Raw genomic sequence first — 15,210 nt, 5'->3', positions numbered from 1 at the left:
CTCGGTTCACGGCTCCGTTCCGTCGCCGTTCACTGTCGAGGCGCGGAGCGCCTCGCGTCGCTCGCGGTGATTACTCTTGCTGTGCGTCTACGACCGCTACACCAGCCAGATTCACGATGTCCTTGACTTCGTCGCCGCGCTGGAGGACGTGGACGGGTTTGTCCATGCCGACGAGCATGGGGCCGATGGCTTCCGCGCCGCCGAGACGCTGGAGGAGTTTGTAGCCGATGTTGCCCGCTTCGAGGTTCGGGAAGACGAGGACGTTCGCGGGTTGGTCCAACTCCGAGAACTCGTACGTTCCGTTCAGGATTTCCTCGACGACTGCGGTGTCGGCCTGCATCTCGCCGTCCACCGGGAAGTCCACGTCGGGGTCCTCGCGGAGCATCTTGGAGGCCTTGCGCGGCTTGCGCGTTCCCTCGTTGTCTACGCTTCCGAAGTTCGAGTACGAGAGGAGTGCCGCGCGCGGTTCGACGTTGAACCGTCGGGCGAGTTTTGCGGTCTGTTTCGTCACTTCCGACAGCACGTCCTCGTCGGGTGCCTGATTGACTGTCGCGTCGGCACAGAAGACGACGCGGTTCTTGAACGTGAGCATGTACACGCCGGCGGCGTAGTTGACGTCCGGCGCGGTGCCGATGACTTGGAGCGGCGGGCGGAGCGCCGACGGGTAGTGGTGAGTCAGCCCCGTCAACATGGCGTCCGCGTCGCCACGTTCGACCATCACGCTGCCGAAGTAGTTCGAGTCCTTCTCGATGAGTTCGCCCGCCTCGCTGTGGGTGATACCCTTCCGGCCGCGCAGTTCGTAGAGTCGGTCGGCGTACTCCTCGTTGTCGCCGTTCTCCGGGTCCACGATGTTGGGGTCGAAATCGAGGCCGAGGTCGTCGACGTTCGTCCCGATCTCCTCGCGGTCGCCGATGAGGACGGGGTCCGCGATTCCCTCCTCGCGCATCTGGTACGCCGCGCGAATCATCTTCCTATCCGTCCCCTCTGCGAGGGCGACGCGCTTGGGGTCGCTCTTAGCCTTGTTCAGGACGACGCGCATCATCTCGCGGGATTTGCCGAGGCGCGCTTCGAGCGTCTCGACGTACTCTTCAGGGTCGAGTTCGCTTCGGGCCACGCCGGTTTCCATCGCCGCCTCCGCGACGGCGGGCGCGACTTCGAACAGCACGCGCGGGTCGAGCGGTTTCGGGATGATGTAGTCGGCCCCGAACTGGAGCGGTTGGTCGCCGTAGGCTTTGACGACGGCGTCCGGCACGTCCTTCTTTGCGAGTTTCGCCAGCGCGCGTGCGGCGGCGACCTTCATCTTCTCGTTGATATCGCTCGCGCGAACGTCGAGCGCGCCGCGGAAGATGAACGGGAAGCCGAGGACGTTGTTAACCATGTTGGGGTAGTCCGAACGCCCTGTCGCCACGATGACCGTGTCGTCGCGGGCCTCCTTGGCATCCTCGTAGCGGATTTCGGGGTCGGGGTTCGCCATGGCGAAGATGATGGGGTCCGCGGCCATCGACCGCACCATATCCTGACTGACGATGCCGCCGACGGAGAGGCCGACGAACACGTCAGCCCCTTCCATCGCGGTTTCGAGGTCGCCTTCCGGCACGTCGCGGGCGAACTCGGTCTTGAACTCGTTGACCTCGCCGTTCCGGACGCGGTTTTCGGTGATGATTCCCGAGGAGTCACACATCAGGATGTTCTCCTTTCGCGCGCCGAGAGAGACGTAAAAGCGAGCGGTGGCGATGGCGCTCGCGCCAGCGCCGGAGAAGACGATTTTCAGGTCGCTCAGGTCCTTGTCGGTTATCTCCGCCGCGTTGAGGAGGGCGGCCCCGCTGATGATGGCGGTGCCGTGTTGGTCGTCGTGGAAGACGGGGATGTCCATCTCCTCGCGCAGGCGCTCCTCTATTTCGAAGCACTCCGGCGCTTTGATGTCCTCGAGGTTGACGCCGCCGAAGGTGGGTTCCATCGCGCTCACGGTTCGAACGATGTCGTCCGGGTCCTGCTGGTCGAGTTCGATGTCGAATACGTCGATGTCGGCGAACCGCTTGAAGAGGACGCCTTTCCCCTCCATCACGGGTTTCGACGCCTGTGCACCGATGTCCCCGAGGCCGAGAACGGCACTGCCGTTCGAAACGACGGCGACGAGGTTCCCCTTCGCGGTGTACGAGTACGCCTTTCCGGCGTCCTCGGCGATTTCGTTACAGGGGGTGGCCACGCCGGGGGAGTAAGCGAGACTCAAATCGCGCTGCGTGTTCGTCGGTTTCGTCGTCGAAATCTCTATCTTCCCCGGTGGGTCGCTCCGGTGGTAGTCGAGTGAATCCTCGTCGAGTCCCATGCCGGGTACGTTTTCGCCCGCCTGTAAAAAGGTATCCCAATGCGTCGAATTTACCTTCGACGTCCGTCGAAATCAGAGTTCGAGTACCGCAGGACGCGGGAGCGCGCCCTCGTAGTCGAACGCCATCACGGATTCCGTCGGCCAGTTCCCCGTCTCCGTGAGGATTTCCATTCCGCTTTCCCCGACGAGAACTGTGTCCTCACTCTTTGCACCCTGCACGGTCGGGTTCCACGCGTAGGCCATCGGCAGCCGAATTTCGTCGTCCGTCGTTGGCGTGGCTATCCACTCCCGTCCGGCGTACCCCGCCGCACCACCCTGATGGTGGAGCTTCCACTCGTCCGCGTAGCCGACGTGTTCGTAGGCCGCTCGAATCGCCTCGAACACGTCCTTCGCCTGCCCGTCGAAGGCAGCTATCTGCCGGGTCGCCGCGAGCGCCGTGGTCTCCACGATTGCCGCTGCTCGGTGTCGCTCCGCGAGCCAGTCCGGCGCGTCGAACGCGACGGTTCGCGTACAACTCGCGTGCAAGCCGCCCCGTTCCGCGGTCACGGAGACGTGCGCGTAGTCGCCCAACTTCGCCTCGGTCGGCGTATAGTGACGGTACTTCTGTGCCCGTTCGCTCCCACCGACGAGCGCCACGGGCGTCTCGATGCCGCGTGCGGAGAGCGCGCCGCGAACAGCCGACACGATTTCCCGTTCCGTGTCGTCGGACTCCAACTCTCTACAGATGGCTTCGACCGCCGCGGCCGTCTCCGCACCCAGTTCCCGGTAGTCGTCCGCGTCCTCGTCGGTGAGCGGTTCCCGAAGCGGCGAGGCGTCCACCGACTCGAATCCCGGCACGTCGAAATCCGCCGCGGCGGGCGTCGTCGCGCGCTCCGCGACGGCCTCGCCGAGCGACGACTCGTACCACGGATACTCCTCGACTGGAACGTCATCCGGGAGTTCCTCCTCGCGGAGGCGCGCCGCCTCGATGGAATCCGTGACGACGCGGAGCGTATCGCCGTCGTAGCCGACTGCCGCGACTCCCACGTCGCCCTCGCGGTCCACGACGTTGTTTCCGCCCGTGAGCCATGCGAACGAGTTCGGGCGCGCGAACCAGACGGATTCGAGGTCACGGTCTGCGAGCAGTCCATCGAGGCGGTCTCGTTTCGTCATATACGACGTATGGTGACCGCACCCCATTAAACGCGTGCTTGGGCCCGTTCGCGGTTGTCGTTCCGAACGCGACATTATCGTTCCACAAAACTTATTACTTACATACATGAAGGTTCGGATGCCGACCCGGTTTCGCCCGCGGTGGTGTCCTCTCCGCCCTCTGGCTCCCCCTGAAACCTTCCGCCCTTTCCTCGTCGAAACGACGTTCCGATGGACGGTTTTTCTCCCGCTCCCAGTCCGCGGGAAAGTCGGACAGACCTAAGTAGGCCGCTTTCCAACTCCCGAGAAAGGGGATTACTGTGATAGGAGACGACCACCCCGAGGTGTGTAACTGATGGGGTCACGATTTCGACGCTTCGCCGCGTTCACGACGGCACTGACGTTCGCCCTCATCCTGCTCGGCGTGTACACCGCCGCGATGGGTGCGGGGCTCTCGTGCAGTCAGCAGTGGCCGTTCTGTGACGGCGGACTGATTCCGCAAACGATTCCGAGTTTCATCGAGTGGTTCCACCGACTCGTCGCCATGGTGACCGGCTTTTTCATCCTCGGCACCACCATCGGCGCGTGGAAGTACTACGACAGCACGCGAATCCGCGCCGCGGCGACCCTCGCGCTGGTCGTCCTGCCGGTGCAGGTGTTGTTGGGCGGTGCGACCGTCCTCATCTACGGTCCACTCGTGCAGACGGCCCACCACGCCGCCGCGATGGTGATATTCTCGTCGCTCCTTGCGACGACGCTGTGGGCGTACGAGGAACCACACCGGGCGACGGCCCCCGCCGCGGATTCGCCCGGCGGCTATCCGTCGGACGACTGACGAGCGGTAAACGACCAACGAACTGTCGGCGAACGACTAACGAACCATCGGCGAACGACCAATGGTTCGTGGGTGAACGACCAACGAACCGCGGCGAAAATTTTTACTGAAATACGGTCAACAACCGATAGTAGCCTTCTATAGGCTGTTTGACTATGTAGTGGTGGGGAGAACCATAATGCACAGACGGACCTTTCTCAGGGGGACCGGCGGAGCTGTCGCCGGCCTGACGTTCGCGGGTAACGCGAGCGCACAGAACGGCGGCACCATCAGAATCGGTTCCGACATCCCGTATCGCCCGTTCGAATACAGAACCACGACCGGCGACCTCGTCGGCTTCGACGTTGACATCGCGAACGCGATTTTCGAGGGCCAACTCGACCGAAACTACGAGTTCGTCCAGACGAGCTTCGACACCATCATCCCGAGTTTGAACAACGGGAACTTCCGGGTCATCATGAGCGCGATGACCATCACGCCGGAGCGAGCGAAGCAGGTCGATTTCTCGAACCCGTACTTCACGGCGTACCAGACCGTCCTCGTCCTGAAAGACAGCGGCATCACGAAACTACAGGACTTGAAGGGTCAGACGGTCGCCGTCCAGAAGGGGACGACGGGTGAAGCCGCCGCACAGGAGTTGAAAAAGCAGTTCGGCGGCGATCTGACCATCGACAGCTACGACCAGATTCCCGACGCCTTCTCGGCGCTGGGGAACAATCAGGCCGCCGCGGTCGTCAACGACAACACGGTCAACGCGGCCTTCGCACAGCAGAACGACCAAGTGACGTTCCTGAAGGGGAAGGGGGCCGCGGAGAGGCAGGGAAAGGAGAGCGCACCGCCCTATCTCACGCTCACCGTGGAGGACTACGGCATCGCCTTCCGAAAGAACGACGACCAACTCAGAAAGCAGGTCAACGGCGCGCTCTCGACCATCCGCAAGAACGGAACGTACGACGAACTGTACAACAAATACTTCCAGATGCCAGGGGGAACGACCAGCGGCTAAGCGCCGCAGGAGTCCCTCATGGCAGAGACCTACACCGAACGAGGTGTCGAACGTCCGACCGACGGCGAGGAGAGTTGGCTGACGGACCGTCGGGTCCGATGGCTCGGAATCGCCATCGCAGGCGTGTTCACGCTCGGCGTCCTGTTCTTCATGCTGTTGATTCTGACGCAGTTCGTGGACTACCAGTTGCTCGTGACGATTCTTCCGCAGTTCATCGATGCGCTGTTTCTCGTCCTACAGATAATCGTCATCTCGGGCGTGCTTTCGCTCATCTTCGGCGTGATGGTCGGATTGGGTCGCGTCTCCCAGACGGGATTCACTCAGCGAATCGCCACGCTGTACGTGGAGTTCTTCCGCGGAACGCCGCTGCTGTTCCAGTTGTTCGTCGTCTACCTCGGCGTGCCGGCGCTCTGGACGAACAGCACGTTTCCGCTCAAGAACTGGAGTTTCGCCGCGGCCATCATCGGGTTGACGCTGAACCACACCGCCTACATCGGCGAGGCGGTCAAAGGCGGTATCAACTCGGTATCGGGCGGGCAGTCGGAGGCGGCGCGGTCGCTCGGCATGTCGTACATCGACTCGATGCGCTACGTCATCCTGCCGCAGGCGTGGCGGAACGCGCTCGCGGCCATCGGTAACGACCTCATCATCCTCGTCAAGGACACCTCGTTGCTGACCGTGCTGGCGATTCCGGAACTCATCAGCGTCTTCCGGAACGTGAACAGCGCGACGTTCGACGCGTGGACGCCCATCGTCGTGGTGTCCGTCGCGTACCTCGTCATCACGGTTCCGCTCGGCAAACTCGTCCGAACGATGGAGTCACGCTCCATGTGGGGGACGGAACGATGAGCGTTCCCGGCGTTCCGGAAGTCGAGTACGAGTCGGTTGACAAGTACTTCGGCGAGACGCACGTCCTGAAGGACGTCTCGCTCTCGGTGGACGACGGCGAAGTCGTCGTCATCGTCGGGCCGAGCGGGAGCGGCAAATCGACCCTGTTGCGGTGTACGAACCGCTTGGAGGAGATACAGGACGGCGACATCCGCATCGAGGGCGAGTCGATATCCGACCCCGAGGTGGACGTGAATCACCTGCGACAGCATATCGGCATGGTGTTCCAGAGCTTCAACCTCTTCCCGCACAAGACCGCGCTGGAGAACGTCGCGCTCGGGCCACAGGTCGTCAAGGGATTCGAGGAGAAGGAAGCGAAGAAGTGGGCGACGGCGATGCTGGACCGCGTCGGCCTCTCGGACCAAGCCGAGAAGTATCCGAACCAGTTATCGGGCGGGCAACAACAGCGCGTCGCCATCGCCCGCGCGCTGGCGATGGACCCGAGCGTCATGCTGTTCGACGAGGTGACGAGCGCGCTCGACCCCGAACTCGTCGGCGAGGTGCTCGAAGTGATGCGCAATCTGGCCGAGGAGGGGATGACGATGCTCGTCGTCACCCACGAGATGGGCTTCGCCCGCGAGGTTGGCGACAGGGTCATCCTCATGTCGGAGGGACGAATCGTGGAGTCGGGGCGGCCCACCGACTTCTTCGCCCACCCGGAGACCGACCGCGCGAAACGGTTCCTCGAACGCGTCCACTGAGTAGTTTTCTTTCGTCCACCGTCTGTCGCGTAACCGCCCAAAACCCATTAGTTCGACTGCTCGGGAACAAGGGTATGGATACGATTCATGCCGGAGTCTGGTCGGTGGTTCCGGCGCTGGTCGCCATCAGTCTCGCGTGGTATTCACGCGACGCGATAATCGGTCTCTTCTGCGGTATCGCCAGCGCTGGCGTCGTCTACGGGGCGTTGAAACCCGCCTCCGCCGGGGTTCCGGGGAGTATGGTCGGCAGCACCGCGGGCACGGTTCTCGGTGCCGTGTTCGGCCTGAAACACGTCCCGGAGATAATCGCCACCGCGCCGCTCTTCTCCGATTCATGGTACGTCGAAAACGTCCTGCTCGCCATCTTCGCCATCGGCGGGATGATAGGACTGATGATTCGGTCGGGGGCGCTTCGGGGCGTCCTCGAAGCGCTCACCGCACGAACCGACTCCGCGGCGGACGCCGAGAAGGCGGCGTTCCTCGCGGGCATCATCATCCACATCGACGACTACTTCAACTGCTTGGTGGTCGGGTCGATGATGCGCCCGCTGACGGACAAGTACGACGTCTCGCGGGCGAAGTTGGCCTACTACGTCGATTCGGCGGGGAGTCCCGCCGCCCGCCTCGCGTTCTATTCGACGTGGGGAGCGGCGCTCATCGGTTTCATTGGCAAGGCGCTCGTGCAGGCCCAGAAGCAGGACAAACTCCCGGACGGAATGAGCCAGTACGTCGCCGGACAGGGCGACAACGCCCACGCGGTGACGAACCAGATATGGCCGCTCTTCTTCAACAGCATCTTCTTCGGCTTCTACTCGTGGGTCGCGCTCATCCTCGCCGCGCTGGTCGCGTGGCAGGTCGTTCCCAACATCATGGGCATGGGTCGTGAGGAGTCGCGGGCGCGAAACGGCGGCGGCGTCGTCGCCGACGACCACGACCCGATGATATCCCGCGAGATAGACGAGTACGAGATGGCCGAGACGGCCACGCCCGACTGGCGCAACTTCGCCATCCCCATCGCCACGATGATTCTCGTCGGCCTCGGCGCGATGTTCTGGCGGAGCAGTCCCGTCCTCACCGCGCCGTCGATGACCACCCTGTTCTCCGTCGGCGGCTATCGGCTCGTGCTCCCGAACGGCGGAAAATGGGCGTTCAACATCGGCGGGGTAAGCCTCGGCCTCGCGTCCTTTTCGGCATTGGTCGTCGCGTTCGTCCTCTACCGTGCGAAAGGCGACATCCCGAGCAACAAGGACGCGACGGAGGCGATGACGCGCGGATTCAAGGGCATCCTGCTCGCCGCGGTCATCCTCATGTTCGCCAGTTCCATCCAGAACGCCGTGACCATCCTCGACATCTCCTCGTTCGTCACCAGCAACTTCTCCGGCGTGCCGCCGGAGTTCGTCCCCGTCTCGCTGTTCCTCATCACCAGCATGGTGAGTTTCTCGGATGGCAGTTCGTGGTCCACCTACGGCATCATGTTCCCCATCGCGATGCCCATCGCCTTCACCACCGGCGCGAACCTCCCGCTCGTCATGGGCGCGGTGTTCAGCGGCGGCATCTTCGGCGACCACAGTTCGCCGATCAGCGACACCACCGTTTTAGCGTCGTCGACCAGCGGGAGCGACCATCTCGTCCACGTCAGAACGCAGATACCCTACGCGGTCATCTGTGCCACCATCGCGGCGACGTTGTTCTTCCTCCTCGGGTTCTTCCTCCCGCAGGGCTTCCGTATCTTCCCGTACTGACCTCGATTGTTCCAAGGGGCTCTTTCTCGGGTAGTTTGATAACTGCCGAGTGAAAACACGATCGACATGCCCGGTTCCGTCTTTCTGGAAAACGACCCCGTCACGCTTCGCCCCGCGACGGACGAGGACATCACCTTCCTCCGCGAAAACCAAAACGACCCGCACGTACGGGCGACCCGACACGCACATCGTCCCGCCGACGAGGACTGGGCGCGACGGCGACTCGGCGGGACGATGGGTCGCAACGACGACTCCATCGGCCTGCTCGTCTGCGTGGACGGCGCGCCCGTCGGATTCGTCCGCCTAATCCGCGAACACCCGTGGGTGCATGTCACGCGGGACGCCGAACTCGGCTACTGGATAACGCCGGATGAGTGGCGAAACGGCTACGCCACCGACGCCGCCGAGTGCATGGTCGAGTACGGCTTTTCCGAACTCGGCCTCCATCGAATCACCGCATCCGCGTTGACGACAAACGAAGCGTCGAAACGAGTCCTGAAGCGGGTCGGGTTCGTGGAAGAGGGCGTGTCACGGGACGCGTCCTTCGTCGATGGGGAGTGGTGTGATATGGTTCGGTACGGCCTCCTTCGCGAGGAGCGGTACCGTCCCTGAACGAATTCGAACTGCGGGCATGGCTCCCGCCGCGGGAACGAATCTCTTCTCGACGGTTGCGACGACTTCGAGAAACGGACCGTTCAGAAGAAGTCACCGAGACCGGACTGCCCATCGTCCGATTGTTCCTCCGTACTCGCCGATTCGGGTTCCGCGTCCGTCTCCGATTCCTCCGCGTCCGCTACGTCCTCGTCGGTTTCGTCGTCCGCGCTCGATTCGTCGGTTTCCGCCTCGTCCCCCTCCGACACGAACTCCTCGAACGCGCCGCCGGAGTTATCGACGGCCGCCGCCGCTTTGGACTCCTCCGCGTCCTCGACGATTCCCTGCACCTTGTTCGTGGTCTTCCCGCTCCCGGTGATGAACGCGACGTGTTTCTCCTCCAAATCGTACTGCGCCGCCATCGTCACCGTCAACTCCCGGTTCTTGCAGTGGTGGGTCATCGCCGAGAGGAACGGGATGACCTCGCGTCGCGCCGTACTCATGCTGATGCCGCTCTCCTCGGCTATCTTCCGGGCGATGTAGTCGCGGGTGTTGCGCTTGCCCCGCGAACTGCCGAGTTTGCGCCAGTAACTCGGCGGTCCGTAGCGCGTCCAGCCACCCTTGCTTCCCCGCCGAGAGGCGGCCACTCCGGCCGTCATGTTGTCGCTCGCGTAGCGCCAGTATTTGTAGTTCTGCGTCGCCCGCACCCGCCCCAGCCAGCGGTCCGCGTTCGCCATGTAGCCGTAGGCGTCGGCGAGTTCCCGCCCCTCGTAATCCTTCGGGAGGTTGTCCTCTATCCAGTTCAGCATGTTGTCGGGCGTCTCGTCCACGTCGTAGGAGGCCTTCAGCGCGCCCTCGGCGTCCTGTTTCTTGATGAGGTCGTCGAGGAAGTCGAAGATGCCGTTCGTCGTGTCGCGCTCGCCAGTCACCACGTCGTCGCGGGTCAGTCGTCCGCCCGTGGTGGCGACGGCCTGCAAGTCGTTCACCGCCGAGCGCAGGTCGCCGCTGTCGTTTTCGGCGATGGCCTCCAACGCTTCGGACTCGTACTCGATGCCCTCCTGTCGGCAGATGTCGCGGAGGGCGGGCACGATGCTCCGCGCCGACACGTTCCGAAACTCGATGGTCTCACAGGCGTTCCGGAGCGAGTTCGACATGTCGTAGAACTCGTTCGCGATGAGGATGAGCGGCTGGTTCGCCGACTTCACCACGTCCGTGATGGCCCGCGAGCCACCTCGGTCGGCGTTGTGCGTCAGGTTGTCCGCCTCGTCCATGATGACGATGCGCCGCCCCGCCGTTCCGCCGGTGAGGGTCCCGCTTTTGGCCGCCTCGCCGGCGATTTGCTTTACCACGTCGCCGGTCCGCTGGTCGCTGGCGTTCAACTCGATGGTCGGCCAGCCCATGTCGTTCGCCAGCGCGTGGGCTGCCGAGGTCTTTCCGACGCCGGGACTGCCGTGGAGGATGACGGCATCTCCGTGGTCCTCCCACGTCTCGGCCCACTCGCGAAGGTTGTCCCGGGCCTTGTTGTTCCCCCGAACCTCCGACAGCGTGGTCGGGCGATATTTCTCCGTCCAGTCGGTCATTACTGGTCCACACTCGGCGTTCGCGGAACTTAACGATACGGTTGTCTACCGGGCAATCGACCGGGCCGCAGGTAGCGTATTTTCAGCCGACCTTCGACGGCATGGATATCGGACTCGCTACAGTAGATTCCCCTCGGCGACCGGAACCACCTGCCCGCCGACATGCACGTCGATGTCGTCGCCGGTCTTCGACGCGCGGAGGTGGAGGAGCGAGGGACGTCCCATCTCGTATCCCTGCTCGACTCGCACGTCGATGTCGTCCGAATCGAAGTAGCCGTGTTCGACCAGATACGCCGCCAGACAGCCGTTCGAGGAGCCGGTCGCCGGGTCTTCGGGGACGCCTGCACAGTCGGCGAACACGCGGGCGTGGAGGTCGTTTTCGTCCTCGGTTTCCGGCGCGAAGAGGACGACGTTCATGTTCCCGTGCGGTTCGATGAGGTCCGCGTAGTACGGACCGTGGTCGGTCTCCGCCCGTCGAACCGCATCGAGCGAGCGAAGCGGCACGACGAGCGTCGGCAGGCCGGTGGAGACGAGTTGCACGGGAAACCGTCGGTCGATGTCCTCCTCGTCGAGCGAGAGGACGCGGGCGGCGAGCGCGTGGTCGAAGGTCCGCTCGAACGTCGGCGGAATCTGGTGCATCCAGAAGGTCTCGTTCCCGCCATCGTCCCGCTCCACGTGGACGGGTATCTGGCCCACGCCGAGGTTGAGCGTGAGTTCGTCGGGACGGTCGTCGCGGACGAACTCGCGTATCACGAACGCCGTGCCGATGGTCGGATGGCCCGCGAACGGAATCTCCTCGGCCGGGTCGAAGATGCGGACGTCGTACCCGCCGTCCCGCATATCGGGCGAATCGATGAACGTCGCCTCGGAGAAGTTCGTCTCGCGGGTGATGGCCTGCATCTCCGCGTCGGTCAGCGACGCCGCGTCGTGAACGACCGCGAGTTGGTTGCCGGCGTACTGCTCCCGTGCGAACACGTCCACCACGTGAAATCGGTTGGTGGCCATGCCCGAAAGAGGCACGACGAACGGGATGAATGTATCCCCGGTCCGGCTACCACCCACCTTTTTCGACCAGTACGTCGTACATCGGTTGCTATGGGGGACATCGAAGCCGTCCAAATGGACGACGAAGAGCGGGACGAATTTCTCACGACCGGCGGAACGGGGGTCATCTCCTTCCCGACCGGAACGGACGAATCTCCGTACTCGGTGCCGGTGTCGTACGGCTACGACGCCGCCGAGGCACACTTTTATTTCCGTCTCGCGGTCGGTCCGGACAGCGGACGCGAGGACATCGTCGGCGCCCCGGTCACGTTCGTCACCTACGACCACACGGACGACGGGTGGCGGAGCGTCATCGCCACGGGCGAACTGGACGAAGTGGCGGAAGCGGACATCGACTCGGAGGTGACACAGGGAATGCAACGGGTGGACATTCCGCTCGTGGACTTGTTCGACCGCGACTCGCGGGAAGTTTCGTTCCGGTTCTATCACCTCCGTCCCGAGGAGATAACGAGTCGCAAGGAAGCCCACACGGAAGCGTAACGCCGCCATCCGGGGGTGCCGTACGCTCGACGATATCGGAGGACGGTCGCACCATAAAGCGGGATAAAAGGAAGTAGACGCGTGGTTCTCGGACCGGCGCAGTGACGGGCCGGTCAGTCGTCCTGCTGGACTCGAATCGACCTGTTGCCCTCGATAGTCACCCGGTATCCGGCGAACACAAACGACAGTTGGAGGTCGGCATCGGTGCTGTGAATCACTCTGCCGAGGGCGTCGGGGTCGATGAAGTCGTACAACGGTGGGAGTTCGTTGGGTTGAACGTCCGCCCGTGCCGCGACTTCGCGAACGACGTCTTGGGTGATCGATTCGTTGCCGTGCGGTTGGTTCATGGGTTCTCTGTGTGGATCTGAAGCATGCATCGTTAAATCCGACCGACAGATGGATTCGGCGTCGGTGTCGGTCCTGCTGTTGTAGTCTGAGAAACGAAGCCACCTCACGGCGTCGCCTATGTCGAACGGTTTGTCACGTGATGTCGTTCACCATCGTCCCCCTGCTTTCCTCCTCGTCCGGACCGAACAGGGAGCGGAGCAACTTCTCCAGTCCCGTCCAGAGGTGCTGACTGAACGTCGGTTGGGAAACGCCCATCACCGCCGCACATTCGGCGGCGGTACTCTCGCGGGGCCACGAGAGGTATCCTTCCCGCGTTGCGACTTCGACCGCCGTGAGTTGTTTGTCCGTCAACCCCGCCGTCAGATGTTCTTTTTGAGACATATTCGAGAGGCCTGGAAGGGTATCCCCGAGCGTTCGCTTGGACAGGAGGTGGGCATCGCCGTGGCGGTCGAAAACCCGATTTACGACCTCCCTGACGTCGCCGTGTGGTGAAACGTCGGCGACGACTCGTGCCTCTCCGTCCTCGGCCCGAATCTCCCGTATCACCGCGTCCGTGGTCGCCAACGTCGCGGCCATACAGGGTTCGGTGACGACGAACTCCATCAACGCGGTGTCCTCGTGGTCGCTCACGACGCGGGCGTCCAGAACCGACGGAAGGTCGGCGACGATGTCGAGGACGATTTCGGATGCCGCGCCGCGAACGGTGAAGAATTCGAGCATGTTCCCGTCCGACCGATGAACCGCCCGCTCGCCGACGAATTCACACCCCGCTCGCTCCGAGGCGACGATGAAGAAACATCGCTCGTCGCGGAGTGAGAAGACCAATTCGACCGCTTCCGATTGGGGCGGTTGATGAGGGGTCATTAGCGGTGGTACGGGTCGAAGACGATTAGAGACTCTGTGACATGCGAAAGCATAACGTGCAAACGCTGACCGGCGGGGAACCATGTGAAACGAACACACGGCCTCGGAAACCTTTTCTCGATTTGCCGTCACCTTCGCACCATGTTCCCCGAGCGAATCGAGACGGACCGCCTCCTGTTGGAGGCCATCACCCACGAGAACGTCGACGTGTTCGAACTGTATCGGTACGTCGGCCACGACGCGCCGGACATCGACGAGATAACCGAACACCTGTCGTGGGACCCGCACGCCACCCCGAAGGAGACGGAGGAGTTCATCGACTGGGCGGAAAAGAACCGAGACGAAGCGACCGGTGCGGAGTACGTTATCACGCTTCGAGAGGGCGAGGACGGCGCGGGCGAAATCGCCGGGACCACCGGATTACACGTGGACTGGGAGAAGCGAACCGGAACCCTCGGCCTGTGGCTTCGAAAACCGTTCTGGGGCCGCGGTTACTCCGGCGAGCGCGCCGGCGCGTTGCTGGAACTGGCGTTCGACCGCCTCGATTTGGAACTCGCCGCCATCGAACATCTCGCGGGCAACACGAAATCGCGGCGCGCCATCGAGAAGTACGTCGAAGAATACGGCGGACAGTACGACGGCATCCTCCGAAACTGGCACCCGGTCGGCGACGAAGTCCGTGACTCCCATCGGTTCACCGTGTCGCGCGAACAGTGGGAAGAGCGCCGTGCGGGTGAGACGTCGTGACAGACGGGTTCGACGTCCATGCGGTTCGCCATCGCCTGAAGTTGAAGAAGGATGCCGGACACAGTTCCCTGTTCGAAAACCGGGACGCCGTCGCCTGTCCGGCGTGCGACGAACCGTTCGAGGAGGTGTTCACGACGGAGAAACGCGCCCACAGCTTTCAGCCGACCGGTTCGATGCGCTTCTGTGTCGTCCGCGAGGACGGCCGAACGCTGCTTTTCATCCACGACTGACCGCTGGTTTCCATCACTCGTCCGTTCGTCGTTCCCGCGTCCCGGCGTTCACAACCGTTAACTGTTGGATTTTCGAACTCGATTCCATGCCGGGCGCACGTATCACCAGCGGCGAGCGAGTCACACTCAGAACGGTCGAAGAGGAAGACGTTCCGTTCGTCCAACGCGCGTTGGCGAACCGGGAGATTCGCCATCCGATGGGCAACCCGGTTATGAATCGGCGGCAACTCGCGGACCACCACGAGGAGGACGATGCCGACCGGTTCCTCGTCTGTTTGGAGGACGGGGCGGCGCGGGACGGCACAGACACGAACGCCGAAACGGCCGCTACCGGGGACGACGGACGCGACGTGACCCGAATCGGGCAGGTGAACGTGACCGACGCCGACTACAAGCGCCCTGAATTAGGCTACTGGTTGGTTCCGACGGTTCACGGCGAGGGCTACGGCACGGAATCCGTCTCGCTCGCCATCGACTACGTCTTTCGAACGTACGACGTCCCGGCGGTGGGCGCGGAGGCGTACGACTTCAACGACGCCTCCCGCGGCCTGCTCGAATCGCTCGGCTTTACCGAGGAGGGCCGCCGCCGAAAGTACATGTTCGTCGACGGCGCGCACCGCGACATGGTGCAGTACGGCCTCCTCCGCGAGGAGTGGCGCGAGCGAACGGTGTGAAT

Annotated in this window: 16 protein-coding genes; 10 read left to right on the top strand and 6 right to left on the bottom strand. The window is 63.2% G+C overall.

Going from position 1 to position 15,210, the window contains the following annotated elements:
- Positions 1–70: 70 nt before the first annotated feature.
- Both AC1XDK_RS01435 and AC1XDK_RS01430 read right to left on the bottom strand, forming a co-directional pair.
- Positions 71–2,326: an NADP-dependent malic enzyme gene (locus tag AC1XDK_RS01435; RefSeq protein WP_483347997.1), complete on the bottom strand. Its 2,256-nt coding sequence runs from the start codon at positions 2,324–2,326 to the stop codon at positions 71–73.
- Positions 2,327–2,398: 72 nt separating this feature from the next.
- The gene (locus tag AC1XDK_RS01430; RefSeq protein WP_483347996.1) at positions 2,399–3,478 is read right to left on the bottom strand and encodes a M24 family metallopeptidase; all 1,080 of its coding nucleotides are present in this window, start codon (positions 3,476–3,478) and stop codon (positions 2,399–2,401) included.
- A gap of 334 nt (positions 3,479–3,812) precedes the next feature.
- Here AC1XDK_RS01430 and AC1XDK_RS01425 point away from each other — a divergent pair, with 334 nt between their 5' ends.
- The 6 genes from AC1XDK_RS01425 (at position 3,813) to AC1XDK_RS01400 (ending at position 9,241) form a co-directional block, all read left to right on the top strand.
- Positions 3,813–4,292 (top strand): COX15/CtaA family protein, encoded by a 480-nt coding sequence (locus AC1XDK_RS01425; RefSeq protein ID WP_483347995.1) that lies wholly within the window; start codon positions 3,813–3,815, stop codon positions 4,290–4,292.
- A 178-nt stretch (positions 4,293–4,470) separates the two neighbouring features.
- Positions 4,471–5,298 carry a transporter substrate-binding domain-containing protein gene (locus AC1XDK_RS01420; protein WP_483347994.1) on the top strand — a complete coding sequence of 276 codons (828 nt, stop codon included), beginning with the start codon at positions 4,471–4,473 and terminating at the stop codon, positions 5,296–5,298.
- A gap of 18 nt (positions 5,299–5,316) precedes the next feature.
- Complete coding sequence (locus AC1XDK_RS01415) at positions 5,317–6,147, top strand: amino acid ABC transporter permease (RefSeq protein WP_483347993.1); 831 nt, start codon at positions 5,317–5,319, stop codon at positions 6,145–6,147.
- Complete coding sequence (locus AC1XDK_RS01410; RefSeq protein WP_483347992.1) at positions 6,144–6,887, top strand: amino acid ABC transporter ATP-binding protein; 744 nt, start codon at positions 6,144–6,146, stop codon at positions 6,885–6,887. Before AC1XDK_RS01415 ends, AC1XDK_RS01410 begins: the two co-directional genes overlap by 4 nt.
- Before the next feature lie 74 nt (positions 6,888–6,961).
- Positions 6,962–8,629 carry a Na+/H+ antiporter NhaC family protein gene (locus AC1XDK_RS01405; protein WP_483347991.1) on the top strand — a complete coding sequence of 556 codons (1,668 nt, stop codon included), beginning with the start codon at positions 6,962–6,964 and terminating at the stop codon, positions 8,627–8,629.
- Between the two features lie 66 nt (positions 8,630–8,695).
- Positions 8,696–9,241 (top strand): GNAT family N-acetyltransferase, encoded by a 546-nt coding sequence (locus AC1XDK_RS01400; RefSeq protein ID WP_483347990.1) that lies wholly within the window; start codon positions 8,696–8,698, stop codon positions 9,239–9,241.
- A gap of 83 nt (positions 9,242–9,324) precedes the next feature.
- Here the strand turns inward: AC1XDK_RS01400 and AC1XDK_RS01395 are convergent, their stop codons facing one another.
- The gene (locus AC1XDK_RS01395) at positions 9,325–10,800 is read right to left on the bottom strand and encodes a replication factor C large subunit (RefSeq protein WP_483347989.1); all 1,476 of its coding nucleotides are present in this window, start codon (positions 10,798–10,800) and stop codon (positions 9,325–9,327) included.
- A gap of 117 nt (positions 10,801–10,917) precedes the next feature.
- Positions 10,918–11,805 (bottom strand): PhzF family phenazine biosynthesis protein, encoded by an 888-nt coding sequence (locus tag AC1XDK_RS01390; protein ID WP_483347988.1) that lies wholly within the window; start codon positions 11,803–11,805, stop codon positions 10,918–10,920.
- Between the two features lie 90 nt (positions 11,806–11,895).
- Between AC1XDK_RS01390 and AC1XDK_RS01385 the strand changes: the two genes are divergently transcribed.
- Positions 11,896–12,345, top strand: coding sequence for a pyridoxamine 5'-phosphate oxidase family protein (locus AC1XDK_RS01385; protein ID WP_483347987.1), 450 nt, complete (start codon positions 11,896–11,898; stop codon positions 12,343–12,345).
- Between the two features lie 113 nt (positions 12,346–12,458).
- Here the strand turns inward: AC1XDK_RS01385 and AC1XDK_RS01380 are convergent, their stop codons facing one another.
- The gene (locus AC1XDK_RS01380) at positions 12,459–12,692 is read right to left on the bottom strand and encodes a HalOD1 output domain-containing protein (protein WP_483347986.1); all 234 of its coding nucleotides are present in this window, start codon (positions 12,690–12,692) and stop codon (positions 12,459–12,461) included.
- Between the two features lie 133 nt (positions 12,693–12,825).
- Entirely contained in the window at positions 12,826–13,557 is a 732-nt protein-coding gene (locus AC1XDK_RS01375; protein ID WP_483347985.1) for a bacterio-opsin activator domain-containing protein, read from the bottom strand.
- A gap of 141 nt (positions 13,558–13,698) precedes the next feature.
- On the opposite strand from AC1XDK_RS01375, the gene AC1XDK_RS01370 reads away from it, so the two are divergent.
- The 3 genes from AC1XDK_RS01370 to AC1XDK_RS01360 all read left to right on the top strand — a co-directional run bounded on the left by AC1XDK_RS01370 (position 13,699) and on the right by AC1XDK_RS01360 (position 15,208).
- Entirely contained in the window at positions 13,699–14,304 is a 606-nt protein-coding gene (locus AC1XDK_RS01370; RefSeq protein WP_483347984.1) for a GNAT family N-acetyltransferase, read from the top strand.
- Positions 14,301–14,534 carry a DUF7385 family protein gene (locus tag AC1XDK_RS01365; RefSeq protein ID WP_483347983.1) on the top strand — a complete coding sequence of 78 codons (234 nt, stop codon included), beginning with the start codon at positions 14,301–14,303 and terminating at the stop codon, positions 14,532–14,534. Before AC1XDK_RS01370 ends, AC1XDK_RS01365 begins: the two co-directional genes overlap by 4 nt.
- Before the next feature lie 86 nt (positions 14,535–14,620).
- Positions 14,621–15,208 (top strand): GNAT family N-acetyltransferase, encoded by a 588-nt coding sequence (locus AC1XDK_RS01360; protein WP_483347982.1) that lies wholly within the window; start codon positions 14,621–14,623, stop codon positions 15,206–15,208.
- The last annotated feature ends 2 nt before the right edge of the window (positions 15,209–15,210 follow it).

Source organism: Haladaptatus sp. HS23 (assembly GCF_056892285.1).
Note: the sequence above shows the minus strand (reverse complement) of the source record. Positions and strands in the feature narration are given on the sequence as shown.

Coding starts and splice junctions, on each gene's coding strand:
- AC1XDK_RS01435 (WP_483347997.1), bottom strand. CDS start 2,326: ATGGGACTCGACGAGGATTCACTCGACTACCACCGGAGCGACCCACCG.
- AC1XDK_RS01430 (WP_483347996.1), bottom strand. CDS start 3,478: ATGACGAAACGAGACCGCCTCGATGGACTGCTCGCAGACCGTGACCTC.
- AC1XDK_RS01425 (WP_483347995.1), top strand. CDS start 3,813: ATGGGGTCACGATTTCGACGCTTCGCCGCGTTCACGACGGCACTGACG.
- AC1XDK_RS01420 (WP_483347994.1), top strand. CDS start 4,471: ATGCACAGACGGACCTTTCTCAGGGGGACCGGCGGAGCTGTCGCCGGC.
- AC1XDK_RS01415 (WP_483347993.1), top strand. CDS start 5,317: ATGGCAGAGACCTACACCGAACGAGGTGTCGAACGTCCGACCGACGGC.
- AC1XDK_RS01410 (WP_483347992.1), top strand. CDS start 6,144: ATGAGCGTTCCCGGCGTTCCGGAAGTCGAGTACGAGTCGGTTGACAAG.
- AC1XDK_RS01405 (WP_483347991.1), top strand. CDS start 6,962: ATGGATACGATTCATGCCGGAGTCTGGTCGGTGGTTCCGGCGCTGGTC.
- AC1XDK_RS01400 (WP_483347990.1), top strand. CDS start 8,696: ATGCCCGGTTCCGTCTTTCTGGAAAACGACCCCGTCACGCTTCGCCCC.
- AC1XDK_RS01395 (WP_483347989.1), bottom strand. CDS start 10,800: ATGACCGACTGGACGGAGAAATATCGCCCGACCACGCTGTCGGAGGTT.
- AC1XDK_RS01390 (WP_483347988.1), bottom strand. CDS start 11,805: ATGGCCACCAACCGATTTCACGTGGTGGACGTGTTCGCACGGGAGCAG.
- AC1XDK_RS01385 (WP_483347987.1), top strand. CDS start 11,896: ATGGGGGACATCGAAGCCGTCCAAATGGACGACGAAGAGCGGGACGAA.
- AC1XDK_RS01380 (WP_483347986.1), bottom strand. CDS start 12,692: ATGAACCAACCGCACGGCAACGAATCGATCACCCAAGACGTCGTTCGC.
- AC1XDK_RS01375 (WP_483347985.1), bottom strand. CDS start 13,557: ATGACCCCTCATCAACCGCCCCAATCGGAAGCGGTCGAATTGGTCTTC.
- AC1XDK_RS01370 (WP_483347984.1), top strand. CDS start 13,699: ATGTTCCCCGAGCGAATCGAGACGGACCGCCTCCTGTTGGAGGCCATC.
- AC1XDK_RS01360 (WP_483347982.1), top strand. CDS start 14,621: ATGCCGGGCGCACGTATCACCAGCGGCGAGCGAGTCACACTCAGAACG.